This window comes from Hydrogenophaga sp. PBL-H3 (genome assembly GCF_010104355.1).
Taxonomy (GTDB): domain Bacteria; phylum Pseudomonadota; class Gammaproteobacteria; order Burkholderiales; family Burkholderiaceae_C; genus Hydrogenophaga.
Map to the genome: position 1 here is coordinate 646,614 of NZ_CP044972.1, position 18,184 is coordinate 664,797.

The following is an 18,184-nucleotide window of genomic DNA, read 5'->3' on the forward strand; positions in this document are numbered from 1 at the left end:
CATCAGGCCAGGCTAGCCAGCCCTTCCTTCAACCCGCTGAAGCTGGTCAGGTGCGTGCCGGAGCCCGCCGTGAGTCCGACGGCGCTGGCGCCCGACAGACCGACCTGGGAGTCTCCCGCCGCCAGACCTGTCAGACCGAAGCCCGCGCTCTGGTTCGGATCGCTCCAGAAGTCGTTGGCGCTTCGTTGCGCATCCAGTTGCTGCAAGGTTGCCAGCAGTTGCTGCCAGTGGTGTTCGATGTCCACGTCGCCCGACGTGGGTGCGTTGCTGGCTGTCGCAGGTTCTTGCGGGGTGTCCCAAGCCGCCCAGTCCACCAGTTCAACAGGCGCAGGATTCATAGCGGTCTGCAAGGCCTCAACCGGGACAGCTGGCTGAGCATGCCTCCCTTCGCTGGTGCCCGGGTTCCCTGGGCCCGTGCCGGGCCCGTCGTTGAAGTCGGTGTCGTGGCCGGGTGGCGGTGGGTCTTCACCGTTGCCCAGACCCTCGTTGCCCTTGGGCTTGTCGCCCGGGTTGCCCACGCGGACCTGGAACACCTGCGACGCTGTTGCGCCGTGCAGGTCGGTGGCGGTCACCTTCACCGACAGTTCGCCCTTGGCGCTGGCGGGTGGTTTGGCCACAAAGCTGCGGGAGGCGGCATCGAACACCATCCAGGCAGGCAAAGCCGCGCCCCCGGCCAGCGCTGCCGAGTAGCTCAGGCTGTCGCCTTGATCCGGATCAGTGAAAGCGGAGGCGGGCACCGACCATGTGCTGGTTTCCTTCTTGATCACCAGCCTGTTGCCCAGCGGCTGCTGGCTGGTGGGTGCATCGTTCACCCCCTGCACCGTGATCAGCAAGTTTCCTTGCGCCTGAGCCTGACCGTCGGTGACGGTATAGACAAAGCGATCGGTGGCGGTCTGGCCGGCAGCGAGCGCGCGAACCTCCGGCAGCAGGTCGTTGAGCAAGTAGGTGTACGCGCCATCAGCCTGCCAACCGATCACGCCCAGAATGCCCCGTTGCACCGCCGGACGCAGCAGGCTGAGCGTCTCGCCGTCGGGGTCGGTGTCGTTCGCGAGCACGTTGCCGGTGGCGGGCTCGGTGGTGTTGGCGCGCAGGGTGGCGGTGTCTTGCACCGCCACGGGCGCCTTGTTTTCATGACCCGTGGGTTCACTCAACACGTTCAATGAAAACCCCGTGGAAACCGATGCACCGAAGTGGTCCCGCGCCTCCACCACGAGCTGCATGACCCCGAGGTCATCGCTGTCGGGTCGACCGCTCAAGATTCTGCGTTCGGCATTGAAGCTCAACCAAGCGGGAAGCGGGCTGCCGTCGGATCGGCGGATCGTCAGTCGAAGCTCGTCTGCCGCATCGAGATCGCGGAACAGGTCGGTCGGCAGGACCATCTGAAACACGGCGTCTTCCATGGCCGTGGCGTTGGGCAGGGAGCCCGTCAGCTCGGGTGCCCGGTTGGTCTCCTCTGTGAGCGAGCGCACTTGGCCGTCGTCGAACACCAGGGCCAGGATGGCCGGGTTGCCGTCCATGCCGCGGTAATCGACGATTCGCACCGTGTCCGCATCGCTGTAGTGCACGACCAAGGTGGTTCCGTCCCACGCTTGACGAATGTCTTCCGGGCGAATGCCCGCTCCGAAGCGGATGAAGTTGAAGTCGGTGGACCCGCTGTCAATGAGGCTGTCGACACCATCGCCCAAATGAAAGACGTAAGCGTCGTCGCCGTCACCACCAGTGAGCTGGTCCTGGCCGCGTCCACCGTGCAGTTCATCGCTTCCAGCGCCGCCGTCAAGGGCGTCGCCGCCATCGTTCCCGAACAGCCTGTCCACGACGTTCGTTCCGCGCAGCGTGTCGGCTTGCGCATTGCCCTCGACCAAAAAGCCTTCGGACACCAGCGTGGCGTAGTCCAACACCACACCATTGGCGAATTCGAACCGGTCGATGGCATGACCACCGTCCAGCACGGCTTCGGGGTCGAAGCCCGAGAGGCGCAGCACATCACCGGGCTCACCGTAATTGAGCACCAGCCAATGGCCTCCGCGACCATCAGCCTCGAACGTCAGCTGGGACTGAAGGTCGCCGGGGTCGATCCCGTCCCCGAACGCCACGCTGCCGGCCTCGTAGGCAGCGCTGCCGATGTCGATGTCGACCGCGCCATCTCCGACGTTCACCACCAAGTCCGCAGGGTCTGCCTGCGGGTCGTACACGCCCAGCGCCAGCAGGTCGGAGAACTGCACAGCCTCATCCGTGTTCCACAGCTCGATGCGCTCCACCGGCGCCGGCATGCCGGGAACGCGCGGATCGAACCCGACGAAGCGCACGCTGTCGCCATCTGCACCCATGCGCAGGACAAGGTCGTCTCCCTCCAGCGCCAGCCACAGGTCGCTGCCGCTCACATCTCCGTGAATGAAAAGCACGTTGCTGTCTTGCTCGCGCCAGACCTCGGCGATCACGGTTTGCGCAGGCTCATCGGGCGTGGCGCTCGCGTCCACGTGGTACCCATCCGACCCCACTCCACCTGCCAGCCTGTCGTGGCCGCCGTTGCCAAAGAGCTGGTCATCCCCTTCTCCCCCGATGAGACGGTCAGACTGCGCCGTTCCATAGAGCCATTCACCATCGTCGCTCGCGTACTTCGTGACGCCCAGCCGCTGGCGAAACACCGGCACCATGAGCAGGCTCACCCCCACGATGAGCAGCAGCAGGCCGACCGCCACCAGCGAGAGCACCCAGCTGTACCAGAACATCACCGCCAGAAAGATGAACAGGAAGGGCAGGTCCAGCAGCAGCGTGACGGCAGCGCCCGAGACGAACTCGCGCAGCGTCTCCACGCCCTGCAGCCGCGCCACCAGCGTGCCGGTGGGGCGGGCTTCAAAGTAGGGCAGGGGCAGGCGCAGCAGGTGGCGCATCACCTGTTCGCCCAGCACAGCGTCCATGCGGCTGCCGGTGTGCAGCACCAGGTATTGGCGCAGCCAGCTCATGGTGCTGGTGAACAGCATGAACACCACCAGCGCCACACCCAGCACCCAGAGCGTGCTCACGCTGTGGTGAGCGATCACTTTGTCGATGATGACCTGCGTGAAAAGCGGCGTGGCCAGGCCCACCAGCTGGATGGCCAGGCTGGCCAGCAGTACATCGCGCCACAGGCGGCGGTGGCGCAGCAGTTCGGGGATGAACCACGCAAAGCCGAAGCCCGGGCGTCTGCCCGGGCTGGCGGTGCCGCCTTGGCGCGCTTCGGCGTGCGTGGCGCCGTCTTCGTCTCCCGCTGGGGCGGTGGGGTCTTGCGCGGCGCAGAGCAAGAGCCATGGCTGGGCTTCATGGCTCAGGGTGTGCAGGTCGTCCAGTTCACTCGGTGCTTCGCACGGGCGGAACAAGCCCAGTTGCCCGTCGCTGCGGCTTGCCATCAGCAGCGGCGGACCCGCGCTGCCCTTGCCGGTGCTGCGCGCAAAGGCAACCACCGGAAAAGGTGGGGGTGGATGCGCAGGGTCTGGCCAGGGAACGGTCTGCGCCTTGAGCCCGAGACCGGCCAGAGCTTCGATCAGCGTAGGCAGATCCCACGGCGGGGCAAAACGCTTGATCAGCAGTTCGACGTCAAAGGGCTTGCGGTGCAAGCCCGCCAGGCTGCCCAGCAGCCAGACGGCTTCTTCCGTGCTCAGGGCATGCGTGAGCCTCACATCGTGGTGTGATGACAATTCCGGTCCTCCCTCGTGGCTTGTTTCTGGCGCAAAGCCAGAGGAGGCTAGGAGGGCGAGGGGATGCCGGAAATACCACCGATGCAGTAATTTGGAATGGCCTTACTCGACTGCGGGGAGCGGCGCGAAGCTTGAAATCACCGCCGCCGCCCATAATTCCGCCTCGCGCCGGCCCTCCAGGGCCTCCCCCCTCTTTCTTTCCAACGAACTCCCATGAGCAAACAAACCCTGTCGTTCCAGGCCGAAGTGGCGCAGCTGCTGCACCTGGTCACCCATTCGCTGTATTCCAACCCCGACATCTTTTTGCGCGAGCTGGTGTCCAACGCATCGGACGCCTGCGACAAGCTGCGGTTTGAAGGCCTGAACAACGCGGCCTTGTTCGAAGACGCACCCAACCTGGACGTGCGCGTGGCCTTTGACACCGAGGCCCGCACCATCACCATCACCGACAACGGCATCGGCATGAGCGCGCAGGAGGCCATCGACCACCTGGGCACCATCGCCAAGAGCGGTACCAAGGACTTCATGGGCCGCCTGAGTGGTGACCAGAAGCAGGACGCGCAGCTCATCGGCCAGTTCGGTGTGGGCTTCTACTCGGGCTTCATCGTGGCCGACAAGATCACCGTGGAAAGCCGCCGCGCGGGCTTGCCTGCGGCCGAGGGTGTGCGCTGGGTGAGTGGTGGTACGGGTGACTTCGAAGTGGAGACCATCGAGCGTGCCGCTCGGGGCACCAGCGTCATCCTGCACCTGCGCGAGGACGCAGGCGACTACCTTGACCGCTGGAAGCTCAAGTCCATCATCGCCAAGTACTCGGACCACATCAGCCTGCCCATCCTGATGCAGAAAGAAGAATGGGACGCCGAGAAGAGCGCCTATGTGAAGCAGGACGAATGGGAGGCGGTGAACTCGGCCAACGCCCTGTGGGCGCGCAGCAAGAAGGACATCAGCGACGAGCAGTACGCCGAGTTCTACAAGAACCTGAGCTACGACACCGAGGCGCCACTGGCCTGGAGCCACAACCGCGTGGAGGGCAGCACCGAATACACCCAGCTGCTCTACATCCCGGCCAAGGCGCCGCAGGACTTGTGGAACCGCGACCGCAAGGCCGGCATCAAGCTGTATGTGAAGCGCGTCTTCATCATGGACGAGGCCGAAGCGCTCATGCCAGCCTACCTGCGCTGGGTCAAGGGCGTGGTCGACTCGGCCGACCTGCCGCTCAACGTGAGCCGTGAGTTGCTGCAGGAGAGCCGCGACGTGAAGGCGATCCGCGAGGGCAACACTCGGCGTGTGCTGGCCATGCTGGACGACATGAGCAAGGACGTCGAGAAGTACACCGGCTTCTACGCCGAGTTCGGCGCGGTGCTCAAAGAGGGCCTGGGCGAAGATTTCGCCAACCGCGAGAAGCTGGCCAAGCTGCTGCGCTTTGCCAGCACAGGTTCCGTTCGGGCTGAGCCGGTCGAAGCCCCCGCGAGCCCTTCGACAAGCTCAGGGCGAACGGATGGATTGGTGTCGCTGGCCGACTACAAGGCCCGCATGAAGGAAGGTCAGGCCACCATCTACTACATCACCGCCGACAACCTGGCCGCCGCGCGCAACAGCCCGCAGCTGGAGGTGTTCCGCAAGAAGGGCATCGAGGTGCTGCTGATGACCGACCGTGTGGACGAGTGGGCGCTCTCATTCCTCACCGAGTTCGAGGGCACACCGCTGCAGAGCGTGGCCAAGGGTGCGGTGGACCTTGGGGCACTGCAGGACGAGGACGAGAAGAAGGCTGCCGAGGCAGCAGCCGAAGTTTTCAAGCCCGTGCTGGAGCGTCTGAAAGAGAGCCTGAAAGACAAGGCCAAGGACGTGCGTGTGACCTCGCGCCTGGTGGATTCACCGGCTTGCCTCGTGGTGGAAGACGGTGACCTGTCCACCCAGCTGGCGCGCATGCTCAAGCAAGCCGGCCAGCCCGCGCCCGAGGTCAAGCCGATCCTGGAAGTGAACGCCGAGCACGCGCTGGTGAAAAAGCTGGAGAGCAGCGAGCATTTCGACGACCTCGCGCACATCCTGTTTGACCAGGCGCTGCTGGCCGAAGGTGGCCTGCCGGACGATCCGGCGGCGTATGTCAAGCGTGTGAATGCCCTGCTGATCTGACCGAAAGACCGGTGCGCTCAAGGCGCATGGGTGGTTGACTACACTGTGCCCCGGGGGGTTCCTTCCGGAATGGGGCAACGCACCCGTTCCCCCACGCACTCAACCGCTCACACCGTGTACCTTCAGCGCCCATTCGACCACGTCGTCACCTTTCGCAACAGCCAGGGAGAGAGTGCCAGAGGAACGCTGACCAACCTGCAGCGCCGCTCGCTGGTGATGGAGGTCTACAACCCCTATTCCATAGTGCAAGTGAGCGAGGTGCTCAGCGACCTCACCATCCGCTCAGGGGATCGCAGCATTTACAAGGGCAAGGCCGTGGTGGTGAGTCTGCTGAACACCGGCTTGATGGCAGTGGTGTCGCTTGCCCTGATCGACGAGTGGTCTGACTTGACCTTGACGCGTGGTGAGTCGGCCGGCGTGGGTCAACAGGCCCAGCAGTTCGTGCAGGGCTGGTTCGAGCGGTTCAAGATTAAGCGAGGGTATCTGGTAGCAGTGAGCGAGATCCGAGCCTATCTTGCCGAAGTGTCTCGATGGACCGACCATGCCGATTTCTCCAGCGCCTTGCCCAGGGGTGAAGATGGGCGAGTGATCTCGTCGGTGTTCGAAGAAATATCGTCACCGTTGATGTTGGTTGCGTCCAACTACTTCGCGGCGCTGGAAGCAGAGACACAAGACGTGCCTGAAGGAGACCTGCCGACCTACCGCAACTTTGCACAGGCTTCCCTGCACCCTCTGCTGCTGCGTGCACCTTTCGTATACCGCACGTTCGCCAAGCCGTTGGGCTATGCCGGCGACTACGAAATGGTGAATCAGATCCTGTCCGATCCGCAGCAGGGCGGTACAACTTATTTTCAGATGATCAATGCCTTGTTCCTGCAGTCTGCAGTGGCGCAGGCGCACCGCAACCGCATCGAAATTCTGGTGAAGCATCTGAAGGATGTCACCGAGCAGGCTCGTACCCTGGGCAGACCACTGCGCGTGCTCAACATTGGCTGTGGGCCGGCGGTTGAAATTGAGCGTTTTCTGCTGAGCGGTGGAGATCCCGACAGCGCGCATTTCACCCTGGTGGATTTCAGTGAGGTGACCCTGGAACACACACGCGCAAAGCTGGAGGAAGTCGGCCGGCGCTTGGGCAAGCCTGTTCGGTTTGAACTCGTCAACGATTCTGTTCACAACTTGCTCAAGCGTGCCACCAGGTCAGATGCATCGCCGGCATCGGAAGCCTATGACTTTGCCTACTGTGCCGGATTGTTCGACTACCTCTCCGACAAGGTCTGCAGTCGTCTGCTGGAGTATCTGTACGCCAGGACACGTCCGGGTGGGCAGGTCCTGGTCACCAACGTGCATTCGAGCAATTCGCAGCGCGGTGTGATGGAGCACGTGCTGGAGTGGTACCTGATCTACCGCGATGAAGCCCGCTTGCAAAGTGTTCTGCCGACTGGTCGCAGCGACGAGAAAATCTTCACTGATACCACCGGTGTGAATGTGTTCGCGTCTTTCTTCGTGCCCGCACTTGAGCGGGCAGATGTCAGATGACGGCAGCCACGGCACGGTCCTTGCGCGTGGCCGTTGAGGATGTGCGTCTGGCGTTCAGCAAGACCGGATGCCTGACATCGGCCGTACTGGTCTTGGCTGGTGTGGGTCTGGACCTGGCCGTTTATCCCGAAAAAGCACCCACGTTCCTTCTCGTGCGTGCTGTGGTCGCTGTGGCTACCTTGCTGATCCTTTGGATCATCCAAGGGGAGTTCGGACGGCGCCACGTGAGGGTGCTGACGCTTTTGTGGCTTGCCCTTCCGCAGATCATGATTGCTTGGATGATTGCCCAGACAGAGGGTGCAGCCTCCATTTACTTCGTGGGCCTCCACTTGGCGCTGTACGCGGTGGGCATGATTGTGCCCATCAGCTACCTCGAGGGTCTGGGCTTCGGGGTGTTCACCTGTCTCATCTATGTGGCTGCTTGCTTCTGGCACGCGGGCGGCGTCGTTTCGACGGGTCAGTTCATCGCGCACCTGCTGTTCACGGCTTTCTCGGCGATCATCTGTGTGGGCTGCACTTACTTCGCTGAACTTAGTCGACTTCGCCTGTTTGCCCTGAGGGAGCAGGTGGCTGAGCAAAATGCCAGGTTGCAAGAGACCAACCGTACTTTGACCGAGGTCAAGGGGCAACTGATCCAGCGCGAAAAGATGGCCGCCATCGGCACGCTGTCGGCCGGCCTGCTGCACGAGCTCAACAACCCGGTGAACTACAGCCTGATGGCGATCGACATGGGCCTGACCTGCCCGGGCGTGGAGAGCGACGCCATGCTCAAGGAGAGCCTGGGCGATGCGCGCGAGGGCATGCAGCGCATCCAGAACATCGTCTCCGACCTCAAGACCTTCGCCTACCAGAAGCCCGGACAGGACGCCCAGCGCCCCTTCCTGCTGGGAAACGCCTTGCGCTCGGCGCTGCGCCTGGCCGGCTACGAACTCAAGGGCATCGACGTGCCGGTGGAGCTGCCGCAAGACACGCACGTGCTGGGCGACGAGCCGGCCATCATCGGCGTGTTGATCAACTTGCTGAGCAACGCGGCCCATGCCTTGCAGGCGGCCAGGCGCGAGCAGCCGCGCATTGCGGTGACGGTGGTCTCGCGAGACAAGCGCCTGGTCGTGTCGGTGCGCGACAACGGTTCGGGCATTGCGCCCGAGAACGTGGGCCGCGTGTTCGAACCGTTCTTCACCACCCGCGATGTGGGCGCCGGCCTCGGACTCGGGCTGAGCGTGAGCTACGGCATCGTGCAGCGTCATGGCGGAACCCTGGCGGTGGACAGCGAGCTGGGCGCCTGGACCGAATTCACTTTTGATTTGCCGAGGCCACCATGAACATGCAAGACCCCGGTGCGGTGCGAGGCCTTCAGGGGCCTCACGCAATCCTGATGGTGGACGACGAGCCGCAGGCGTGCAAATGGTTTGCCCGCCTGTATGGCACGGAGTTCACCGTGTTGACCGCCTTCAGCGTGGACGAGGCGCTGGTCTTGCTTGGAGAGCGCAGCCACGAGGTGGCGGTGCTGCTCACCGACTACGCGATGCCGGTGCGCGACGGCGTGACGCTGCTCAGCGAGGTGCGGCGGCTCTACCCGCATGTGGCTCGCCTGCTGGTGTCGGCCTATGCCGACAAGGACGTCGCCATGTCGGCGGTGAACCAGGGCCATGTGGAGAAGATCCTGGAAAAGCCCCTGGATGACACGATCACCCGCCAGGCCCTGCGCGAGGCACTGGAGGCCAGCGTGCGCCGCGGCCGCGAGCGTTCGCTGATCGCTCGGCGCGAGTCGGCCTTGCGCGAGACGCTGGGTTTCCTGGCCCACGAAGTCACCTCGCCGCTGGCCACGGTGCGCGGCTACCTCTCGGCCATGCGCGAGAACCACCGTGTCAGCCCCGAAGGCAGTGGTGGCATGGCCTACATCGCCCAGCAGAAGCCGGGTGATGTGCTGTTCATGATCGAAGCCGCCCAGCGTCGCGCGGAGTACGCGCAATCGCTGGTGTCCACCTTCGTGCAGACCGCGCGCGACGCCAGCCGCGGTGATACCTCGGCCAGCCTGCGCGCCAGCGAACTCGTGCGAGCGGTGCAGGACGAATATCCTTTTGAAACCACGGAGGCCGGCTGGTTGTCCGTCGAGCTGGCGACCGATTTCACGCTGCCCGGTCGCCGCGACCTGCTCTACCTCGTGCTCTGCACGCTGGTCAAGAACGCCCTGATCGCCCTGCGCGCCCAGCCACCCCAGCGGCCCGAGGTGCGCATTGCGCTGGACCAGCTCGCCATGCTGCCTGGCCTGAGCCCTCAGGCGGCCATCCGCGTGACCGACAACGGCCCGGGCATCCCGCCCGAGGTGCTCAAGCGCCTCACGCGCGAGCCCGTGACCACGCGTGCGGAAAGCGGCGGCAGCGGCATGGGCCTGCTGTTTTGCCAGCGCGTGATGACCACCCTGGGTGGCGACATCGCCGTGCACTCCACCCTGGGCCAGGGCACGACCGTGACACTTTATTTCCCACCGTCGCCTGACGACACCCCGGTCGAGGAGACCCGATGACACCGACGAAGATCCTGTACGTGGACGACGAGGCCATGGCGCTCAAGTACTTCGAGCGCCTGGTCAGTCCACTTGCCCCTGTGCTCACCGCCGGCTCGGTCGAAGAAGGCCGCGCCGTGCTGCTGGCCCATGGTGCGGACGTGGCCGTGCTGGTGTGCGACCAGCGCATGCCCGGCGAACGCGGCAACGAGCTGCTGCGCCATGCCCGCGAGTACTACCCCGGCATCGTGCGGATGTTGACCACCGCCTACTCGGAACTGGGCGACGCGATCGAGGCCATCAACACCGGCGAGATTTACCGCTACATCAACAAGCCCTGGGAGCTGGAGAGCCTGCGCGCCGACCTGAAGAACGCGCTGGAGCTCGCGGCCTTGCGCAGCGAACGCGACGGCCTGATGCGCGACCGCTTGCTGGCCCAGCAAAGCCGGCTGCTGGCGAATCGGCTTGCCGCCTTGCTCATGGTGGGTTCGGCTGTCCATGCCGACGGCCATGAACAGGCGCTCTACCGCTACGCCGAGGCGGCGCGCGCGGTGGGTGGCGCCGAGCCCATGGTGGACTGGAACCGCTGGGACCACGCCGACCTGCTGCAGGCCGAGGCCCAGCGCGGCGCGGCCATCGCGGCGCACCTGCGTGAGGCCCTGCAGGCGCTGGGCCCGAGGGGCGATGCGGGTGACGCACTGTTGGCGCTGGCGCGCTCGGTCGGCGGTGAGGTCAGCGGCGATGGGGTGCTGGTGGCCAACGCCACCGTGTTCACCGCGCTGCTCGTGTCTCCTGCGGGCGAGACGCCCACCGCAACGCAATGCGCCTGGCTGGCCTGGCTGCTCTGGCAGGCCGGCCTGGCCCGCGTGACACCCGCGCAGGGCGGCTGGCTGGTGCGCCCCACGGCGTCGGACGCCTTGCGTGCGGACTGGCTGGCCGATGCGATGGAGCGACTCGGTAAAGACCCGGCCTGAGGTCGGTTCGTCGGAACGGTGGAACCACGGCGGGCGGGAACAGTCATGCAGGCAGGGGTTGAAGTACCCTCGATCCTGATTTTTTTGGGGAATCCATGATGAACCTTGCCCACTTCTCCCATCAGCGGCTCGCACACGCGTCGCGTCTGGCGGCCTGGCTCTGCGCCGGCGTTTTGCTCAGCGGCTGTTCGGCCGGCGTGGGCGTGGGCATCCCGATCGGGCCTTTTTCCATTGGCGTGGGTGTGGGCACCGGCGGTGTGAATGCCGGCATCAGCACCGGCGTCGGACCGGTCGGCGTGGGTGTGGGGGTGAACCAGCGTGGAGCGGTGAGCGCCGGTGCCGGCGTGGGCGCCAGCACCCCCATCGGCAACAGCAATGCGCGGGTGGGTGTGGGTGTGGGCACCAGCACCACCATCTACGATCCGGATCAGCACCGCTGAGCGCACCGAACGCACACAAAAAAGCCCGTCTGGCGCAAGCCAGACGGGCTTTTTGCCGGGTGAGCCGAAGCTCAGACCAGCGTGATGGTCACGTTGATGTTGCCGCGGGTGGCATTGGAGTACGGGCACACCTGGTGGGCGGTGTCCAGGAGGTCCTGCGCCACGGCGCGGTCCAGGCCGGGCAGGTTCACGTTGAGGCGGGCGGCGATGCCGAAGCCGGCCGGGATCGGGCCGATGTCGACTTCAGCGTCGATCGATGCGTCGGCCGGCACGGCCACTTTTTTCATGCCGGCCACGTGCTTCAGGGCACCCATGAAGCAGGCTGAGTAGCCGGCAGCGAAGAGCTGCTCGGGGTTGGTGGCCGCGCCCGAGCCGCCCATGGCTTTGGGGGGCGAGAGCTTGACGTCGAGCATGCCGTCGTCGGAACGTGAAGTGCCTTCGCGGCCACCGGTGGTGTGGGCGCGGGCGGTGTAGACGACTTTGTCGAGGGAAGTGGGCATGGTGGGGCTCCTGGGGGTTGAGTCGCTTGCGGGAAGCGGGGGGGTAAAAAAGGAAGCTGGATCAGGCGGAGAGGCGGTCACGCAGGGCCTGCACCTGCCGGGTGAGCGCGAGCACCTCGGACACGTCGCATTGCGTGGCCTGCAGCACGCAGCCGGGGATGCGCGCGGCGCGGGCCTTGAGCTTGCGGCCAGAGGCGGTGAGGCGGATCAGCACGCGGCGCTCGTCCTGCACGTCGCGCAGGCGGGTCACGAGTTCCGCGGACTCCAGCCGCTTGAGCAACGGCGTGAGGGTGCCGGAATCGAGGTGCAGGCGTTCACCGAGTTCGGAGACGGCCACGCCGTCGTGTTCCCACAGCACCAGCATGGCCAGGTACTGCGGGTAGGTCAGTCCCAGCTCGTCGAGCAGCGGCTTGTACAGCTTGGTCATGGCCAGCGAGGCCGAGTAGAGCGCGAAGCACAACTGGTGGTCGAGCTGGAGGGCCTGGTCGCTGGAGAAGCGCGGGGTGTTCATGGGTTGTTAATGTAGTTGGCAATTAAATTGTGTGCAATTTAATTGTGAGCAACCACGATGACTGCCGGGTTTTGCGGTGGCCGATCTGTCGGGTTTCTTTCCGCTGTGGTGGGGAGGTGCCTCACCAGGCTGGGCGCCGCCACCGTCCCGGCGCGAGGTCGCCGAACAAAATCCCCAAAAACAAACCTCACGCCATCAAAGGCGCACCCTGCATCTCTTCGATCTGCTCCACCAGCATGTCCACCTGTCCCTGCCAGTAGTCGCGGCTGCCGAACCAGGGGAAGTTGATCGGGAAGGCCGGGTCGTCCCAGCGGCGCGCCACCCAGGCGCTGTAGTGGATCAGGCGCAGCGTGCGCAGCGGCTCGATCAGCGCGAGCTCGCGCCGGTCAAACGCGCGGAACTGCTCGTAGCCGTCGACCAGCGCGCCGAGCTGCTGCGTCTGCTGGCGGCGGTCGCCGCTGAGCAGCATCCAGAGGTCTTGCACCGCCGGCCCGGTGCGCGCGTCGTCCAGGTCTACAAAGTGCGGGCCGGCGCCAGGCTGGCCCTCGGGTGTCCAGAGGATGTTGCCGGGGTGGCAATCGCCGTGCAGGCGGATGCGGCGAATGCTGTCTTCGTCCAGCAGCGCGCCGTGTTTGAGCACCGGGTGGGCTTCGATCAGGGCCAGTGCTTCGGCCAGCGCGGCCGACCAGGCGGTGCGCACCTCGGGCGCCACGGCGGCGTGCTCCATTAACCAGTCGCGCGGTTCGTGGGCGAAGCTGGCGGCGTCCAGCGCCGGGCGCACCTTGAAAGCCTCGCTGGCGCCCACGCTGTGGATGCGCCCCAGGAAGCGCCCGATCCATTCGAGCACCTCGAAGTTGTCGAGCTCGGGCCGGCGCCCACCGCGCCGAGGGCTCACCGCAAAGGTGAACCCGCCGAAGTGGTGCAGCGTCTCGCCTTGCACGCGCAGCGGTGGCACGGCCGGTATTTCTGCGGCCACCAGTTCTTCGGCAAATGCGTGCTCCTCGGCAATCTGCGCATCGCTCCAGCGCCCGGGCCGGTAGAACTTGGCCACCACCTGGTCCACGCCGTCCAGCGGCGACTCCAGGTGGATCTGGTACACGCGGTTCTCGAAGCTGTTGAGCGCGGCCATGCGCCCGTCGCCCCACAGGCCGATGCTGGCCAGCGCGTCCTGCACCACGTCGGGGGTGAGGGCGCTGTAGGGGTGGGTGCTTGGGTGATCGGAAGTCATGGGCAATTGTCACCGTTGCACGCATGTCCATCGTCGCAGCGCACCTATCATCGACCCATGGCAAAACCGAAACCTTCCCCCCGTGCCGTCCCCACGCTGCAGGAGCAACTGCCCGAGCTGCGCGAAGGCCAGTCGGTGGCCTTGCTGCAGGAGCTGCACATCCTCACCCGCGAGGGCAAGCTCAACCAGGACACGCGCCGCAAGCTCAAGCAGGTCTACCACCTGGTGCAGTTCATCGAGCCGTTGCTGGCCGAGGTGCTGGCCGCGCGCGGCGACGTGATCCTGGCCGACCACGGCGCGGGCAAGTCCTACCTGGGCTTCATCCTGTACGACCTGTTCTTCAAGTCCAGGCCGGTGGGCCGCGTGATCGGCGTGGAGACCCGTGCCGAGCTGGTCGACAAGTCGCGCGCGCTGGCGGCCAAGCTGGGCTTCGAGCGCATGGACTTTCTGGCCACCACCGTGCAGGAGGCGCTCACACACCCCGACCTGCCCGAGCGCATCGACATGGTGACTGCGCTGCACGCCTGCGACACCGCCACCGACGACGCCATTGCCTTCGGCCTGGCCAAACATGCCAGCCACATGGTGCTGGTGCCGTGCTGCCAGGCCGAGGTGGCCGGCGTGCTGCGCCAGCACAAGGCGCTGAGCCTGTCGCGCTCACCGCTGGCCGAACTGTGGCGACATCCCCTGCACACACGCGAATTCGGCAGCCAGATCACCAATGTGTTGCGTTGCTTGCAACTGGAAGCGCATGGTTACAACGTGACGGTGACCGAGCTCGTCGGCTGGGAGCATTCGATGAAGAACGAACTGATCCTGGCCCGTAGAATGGCCGACGACCGAAACGGGCTGCGCGAGCGGGCCCGGCAGCGATTGACGCAGGTGCTCGACGAGCTGGGCCTGCCCGAACTCAAGGCGCGATTTTCGGTCGGTCCAAGCCCGGTGCACGCACCGGCCTGATTGATCGCGGCGACCGACATGGTCGCCTGTTTGCCACCTTCCCGGTGTACAAGTCAGCGCCACGCTGATGCCGGTTTGCCTGGTGGTCCCGAGGTGGTTTGCACCCCGGAGGCCACCATCCCACAGACCCCATCCAGGAGCGCTTGCCCATGGTTACCGATTTCGCTTTTCTGTTGCAGTCCATCGCCTGGCCGCTGGTGCTGTTGCTGGCCTGGTTGCTGGCCGAACTGCTGTTCGAGCGCTGGCGCATTCCGCGCGTCACCAGCTATGTGGCGGTGGGCCTGGTGGGCGGCCTGATCAACCTGCCCGGTCTCACCACCGACGTGCCGGGTCTGCCGTTCCTGGCCAACGTGGCGCTCTCGCTGGTGTTGTTCGAGCTGGGCTACCGCATCAACCTGCGCTGGTTTCGCCACAACCCCTGGATGCTGGCGCTCGGCGTGGTGGAGTCCTTCGTCACCTTCGGCGTCATCTATTGGGTGAGCGGCTGGTTTGATTTGCCGGTGGACCACCGCCTGATCATCGCGGCGCTCTCCATCTCCGCCTCACCCGCCGGCGTGGTGCGTGTGGCCAACGAGCTGCGCAGCGCCGGCCAGGTCACCGAACGGGTGATGCACCTGTGTGCCATCAATTGCATCTTGTCGGTGGTGGCGCTCAAGCTGGTGGTGGGTTACTGGTACCTCAGCACCTCGGGTGATCTGGTGATGGCCGCGTTCGGCAGCATGTATGTGGTGGCCACCTCGGTGGCCGTGGGCGCGCTGATGGGCGTGGCGGTGCCCTGGCTGCTGCGCCAGCGCAGCACCCACGAGCGCGGCGTCACGGTGGTGTTCGCTCTGGCTGTGCTGCTGCTCACCACCGCCGCCTACGGCCTCAAGCTCTCACCCCTGCTGGCAGCGCTGTTCTTCGGCATCGTGGCGCGCGAGCGGCGGGTGCACCTCACCAACGCGCAGCGCGACTTCGGCACTGCGGGCGACCTGCTCTCGGTCTTCCTGTTCGTCTACATCGCCTCGCTGCTGAACTGGGCCGACGTGGGCGCCGGCATGCTCATGGGGCTGCTGCTGATTGCGGTGCGCACGGCCTCCAAGGTGGGGTGCAACCTGGTGGCCGCGCGTCTGTCGGGCATCACCGAGCGCAAGGGCCTGCTCACGGGCCTGGCGCTCACGCCCATGTCGGCGTTTGCCATTTTGTTGCTGGAGCAGACCCGCCTCTACGGCTTCGCGCCGGCGGTGGCGGTGCTCTCGGCCATGGCCGGAATGATGCTGGTGCAGGAACTGCTGGGGCCGGTGGTCACGCAGCGCGCGCTGATGACCGCTCATGAAACCCATGTGACCAAGGAATAGGAGCTCCCATGCCGTTGGAAACATTCAAATCGTCCGATTCGCTGACCATGGGCGTGGAGCTCGAACTGCAGCTCGTCAACACCTACGACCTGGACCTCTCCAGCAGCGCCAACGACCTGCTGGAACTGCTCAAGCGCAAACCGTTTCCGGGCGTGGTCACGCCCGAGATGACACAAAGCATGATCGAGATCGCCACCGATGTGCAGCGCGAACACGGCCCGCTGCTGGCGCAGCTGCAGCAGATCCGAGACACGCTGGTGCGCGCCGGTGACCGGCTCAACATCGAGATCGCGGGTGGCGGCACGCACCCGTTCCAGCGCTGGTTCGAGCAGCGCATCTTCTCCAAGCCCCGCTTCCAGGAGCTCTCGGGCCTCTATGGCTACCTGGCCAAACAGTTCACCGTGTTCGGGCAACACGTGCACATCGGCTGCTCCAACGCCGACGAGGCACTGTTCCTGCTGCACTCGCTCAACCGCTACGTGCCGCATTTCATTGCGCTGTCGGCCTCGTCGCCGTTCTCGCAGGGGGTGGACACCTTGTTCGATTCGGCACGGTTGAACTCGGTGTTTGCGTTTCCGCTCAGCGGCCGCGCACCGTTCACGCTGAGCTGGGACGAGTTCGCCAACGTGTACTTCACCAAGATGGAGAGCACCGGCGTGGTCAAGTCGATGAAGGACTTTTACTGGGACATCCGGCCCAAGCCCGAGTACGGAACGATCGAGCTTCGTGTGTGCGACACGCCGCTCACTGTGGAGCGCGCAGCGAGCCTTGCGTGTTATCTGCAGGCGCTGTGCCGCCACCTGCTGGAGCGCAGCGAGCCGCCGCCCGAAGAAGACGATTACCTCGTCTACACCTACAACCGTTTTCAGGCCTGCCGCTTTGGCCTGGACGGCATGATGGTCAACCCCAAGACACGCGAGCAGATCAGCATCCGCGAGGACATCCTGGCCACGCTGCGCAAAATTGCGCCGCATGGTCAGGCGCTCAACTCGATGGCCGCACTCGACGAGATCGAGCGCACGGCAGGGCGCGTGGGCAACCACGCCACCTTTCTCCGCAACCAGTACAGGGAGTCGGGCAGCGTGCAGTCGGTGGTGCGCGCCAGCGTGGAAGCCTTGCGCACCGGCCCGTGACTTTGGTCACGCCGGGCTTGTAGGTGTCCCGGACGCCGTGTCAGGCAACTTCTTACAGAGGGAATGGGGCTGCGCCGACTTAACGCCCCGGGGGTGCCCCGATACAGTTTGTTTCATCGACACCCCATTTGAAACACCCGCTTCATTCCCCCAGGAGCCCACCATGTCCACCCCATCCAGCCGCCTCAATCCCTTCGTCCTCATGCTCGATCCGGAAGCTGTGATCCACGCCATGGAGACCAGCGCCAACCTGCGCGGCCTGCGCCACCGTGTCTGCCGCCCGCTGGACAAGCCCCTGATCCCCAAGATTTTTGATGCCGCCCGCGACTTCGATGCCGTGATCGAAGCCGAAGAGTTCATGGACTCCGGCGCCGAGCTGTACATGGACGCCCAGCCTGCGCTGCAGACGGTTCACTGAGCGTCATTTGGCGAAGCGTTTGCGAGTTAAAGCAAGGGCTAACCAAAAGGCGCCCACGGTATAGGCGAGTAAAACGCCACCGTGCAGCCAGGCCTGTGTGGGCCACTGGTCCATGAACAAGGGCCGCACCAGTTCCACCGCGTTGGTCAGGGGCAGCCAGTCGGAGATGTGCCGCACCAGCACCGGCAATTGCTCCCGCGGAAAGAAGACGCCCGACAAGAACATCATCGGCGTCAGGAACAGCGTGAAGTAGTAGGTGAAGAAGTCGTAGCCTTTGGCGAGGGCATTGAACACCAGGGCGATGCACGAGAACGTGATGCCCACCCCCAGCAGCACCGGCCAGGCCAGCAGCAGTTTTGGGGAATGGCTGATGCCCAGCGCAAGCATCACGCCCATGATGGCGGTGACCGAAAACAGGGCCTTGAAGCCGGCCCACAACATCTCCGCCAGCACCACGTCGTCCAGGCTCACCGGCGCGTTCATGATGCCGTCCCAGGTTTTCTGTACGTGCATGCGCGAGAAGGCCGAGTACAGGGCCTCGAAGCTGGCCGCGTTCATGGCGCTCATGCAGATGCTGCCGCTGGCGAGAAACAGGATGTAGGGCACGGCCACGGTGCCTTGCGGCGTGTTCATCGGCACCTGCCCGACCAGTGCGCCCATGCCGTAGCCGAAGGCCACCAGCCACATGAGTGGCTCTGCGATGTTGCCCACCAAGCTGGGGATGGCGAGCTTCTTCCAGACCAGCAGGTTGCGCAGAAAAACAGGCCACCATCTCATGGAGATGCGTGGGGCTGACCAATGCGATGGCGCGGCTGCGACGGCGGTGGTGTTCAT

The 18,184-nt window shown here is 65.0% G+C and carries 15 protein-coding genes; 10 read left to right on the forward strand and 5 right to left on the reverse strand.

Going from position 1 to position 18,184, the window contains the following annotated elements; genetic code table 11:
- Nucleotides 1–2 precede the first annotated feature (2 nt).
- Nucleotides 3–3,674: a putative Ig domain-containing protein gene (locus tag F9Z44_RS03120; protein WP_159603497.1), complete on the reverse strand. Its 3,672-nt coding sequence runs from the start codon at nucleotides 3,672–3,674 to the stop codon at nucleotides 3–5.
- A gap of 213 nt (nucleotides 3,675–3,887) precedes the next feature.
- Between F9Z44_RS03120 and htpG the strand changes: the two genes are divergently transcribed.
- The 6 genes from htpG to F9Z44_RS03150 all read left to right on the forward strand — a co-directional run bounded on the left by htpG (nucleotide 3,888) and on the right by F9Z44_RS03150 (nucleotide 11,263).
- A complete protein-coding gene (htpG, locus tag F9Z44_RS03125; RefSeq protein ID WP_159603499.1) occupies nucleotides 3,888–5,807 on the forward strand; it encodes a molecular chaperone HtpG in 1,920 nt (639 codons plus the stop codon).
- Nucleotides 5,808–5,921: 114 nt separating this feature from the next.
- A complete protein-coding gene (locus F9Z44_RS03130; RefSeq protein ID WP_236574237.1) occupies nucleotides 5,922–7,343 on the forward strand; it encodes a class I SAM-dependent methyltransferase in 1,422 nt (473 codons plus the stop codon).
- Nucleotides 7,340–8,665, forward strand: a complete 1,326-nt coding sequence (locus tag F9Z44_RS03135; RefSeq protein ID WP_159603504.1) for a sensor histidine kinase — start codon at nucleotides 7,340–7,342, stop codon at nucleotides 8,663–8,665. Before F9Z44_RS03130 ends, F9Z44_RS03135 begins: the two co-directional genes overlap by 4 nt.
- Nucleotides 8,662–9,870 (forward strand): hybrid sensor histidine kinase/response regulator, encoded by a 1,209-nt coding sequence (locus tag F9Z44_RS03140; protein ID WP_236574238.1) that lies wholly within the window; start codon nucleotides 8,662–8,664, stop codon nucleotides 9,868–9,870. Before F9Z44_RS03135 ends, F9Z44_RS03140 begins: the two co-directional genes overlap by 4 nt.
- Entirely contained in the window at nucleotides 9,867–10,823 is a 957-nt protein-coding gene (locus F9Z44_RS03145) for a response regulator (RefSeq protein ID WP_159603506.1), read from the forward strand. The genes F9Z44_RS03140 and F9Z44_RS03145 overlap by 4 nt, the downstream gene beginning before the upstream one ends.
- A 95-nt stretch (nucleotides 10,824–10,918) precedes the next feature.
- A complete protein-coding gene (locus F9Z44_RS03150; protein ID WP_442907238.1) occupies nucleotides 10,919–11,263 on the forward strand; it encodes a hypothetical protein in 345 nt (114 codons plus the stop codon).
- A gap of 71 nt (nucleotides 11,264–11,334) precedes the next feature.
- On the opposite strand, the gene F9Z44_RS03155 is transcribed toward F9Z44_RS03150, so the two are convergent.
- The 3 genes from F9Z44_RS03155 to F9Z44_RS03165 form a co-directional block, all read right to left on the reverse strand.
- Complete coding sequence (locus F9Z44_RS03155; protein ID WP_159603508.1) at nucleotides 11,335–11,763, reverse strand: organic hydroperoxide resistance protein; 429 nt, start codon at nucleotides 11,761–11,763, stop codon at nucleotides 11,335–11,337.
- A gap of 61 nt (nucleotides 11,764–11,824) precedes the next feature.
- A complete protein-coding gene (locus tag F9Z44_RS03160) occupies nucleotides 11,825–12,274 on the reverse strand; it encodes a MarR family winged helix-turn-helix transcriptional regulator (protein WP_159603510.1) in 450 nt (149 codons plus the stop codon).
- Nucleotides 12,275–12,461: 187 nt separating this feature from the next.
- The gene (locus F9Z44_RS03165; protein ID WP_159603512.1) at nucleotides 12,462–13,502 is read right to left on the reverse strand and encodes a serine/threonine protein kinase; all 1,041 of its coding nucleotides are present in this window, start codon (nucleotides 13,500–13,502) and stop codon (nucleotides 12,462–12,464) included.
- 57 nt (nucleotides 13,503–13,559) lie between these two features.
- On the opposite strand from F9Z44_RS03165, the gene F9Z44_RS03170 reads away from it, so the two are divergent.
- From F9Z44_RS03170 to F9Z44_RS03185, 4 genes are all read left to right on the forward strand, one after another.
- The gene (locus F9Z44_RS03170; RefSeq protein WP_159603514.1) at nucleotides 13,560–14,462 is read left to right on the forward strand and encodes a class I SAM-dependent methyltransferase; all 903 of its coding nucleotides are present in this window, start codon (nucleotides 13,560–13,562) and stop codon (nucleotides 14,460–14,462) included.
- A gap of 149 nt (nucleotides 14,463–14,611) precedes the next feature.
- Nucleotides 14,612–15,799, forward strand: coding sequence for a cation:proton antiporter (locus tag F9Z44_RS03175; RefSeq protein ID WP_159603516.1), 1,188 nt, complete (start codon nucleotides 14,612–14,614; stop codon nucleotides 15,797–15,799).
- Between the two features lie 8 nt (nucleotides 15,800–15,807).
- Nucleotides 15,808–16,932: a YbdK family carboxylate-amine ligase gene (locus F9Z44_RS03180; RefSeq protein ID WP_159603518.1), complete on the forward strand. Its 1,125-nt coding sequence runs from the start codon at nucleotides 15,808–15,810 to the stop codon at nucleotides 16,930–16,932.
- Between the two features lie 163 nt (nucleotides 16,933–17,095).
- Nucleotides 17,096–17,350 (forward strand): hypothetical protein, encoded by a 255-nt coding sequence (locus F9Z44_RS03185; protein WP_159603520.1) that lies wholly within the window; start codon nucleotides 17,096–17,098, stop codon nucleotides 17,348–17,350.
- 3 nt (nucleotides 17,351–17,353) lie between these two features.
- Here F9Z44_RS03185 and F9Z44_RS03190 read toward each other — a convergent pair whose 3' ends face one another.
- Nucleotides 17,354–18,184, reverse strand: a complete 831-nt coding sequence (locus F9Z44_RS03190; protein ID WP_159603522.1) for an ABC transporter permease — start codon at nucleotides 18,182–18,184, stop codon at nucleotides 17,354–17,356.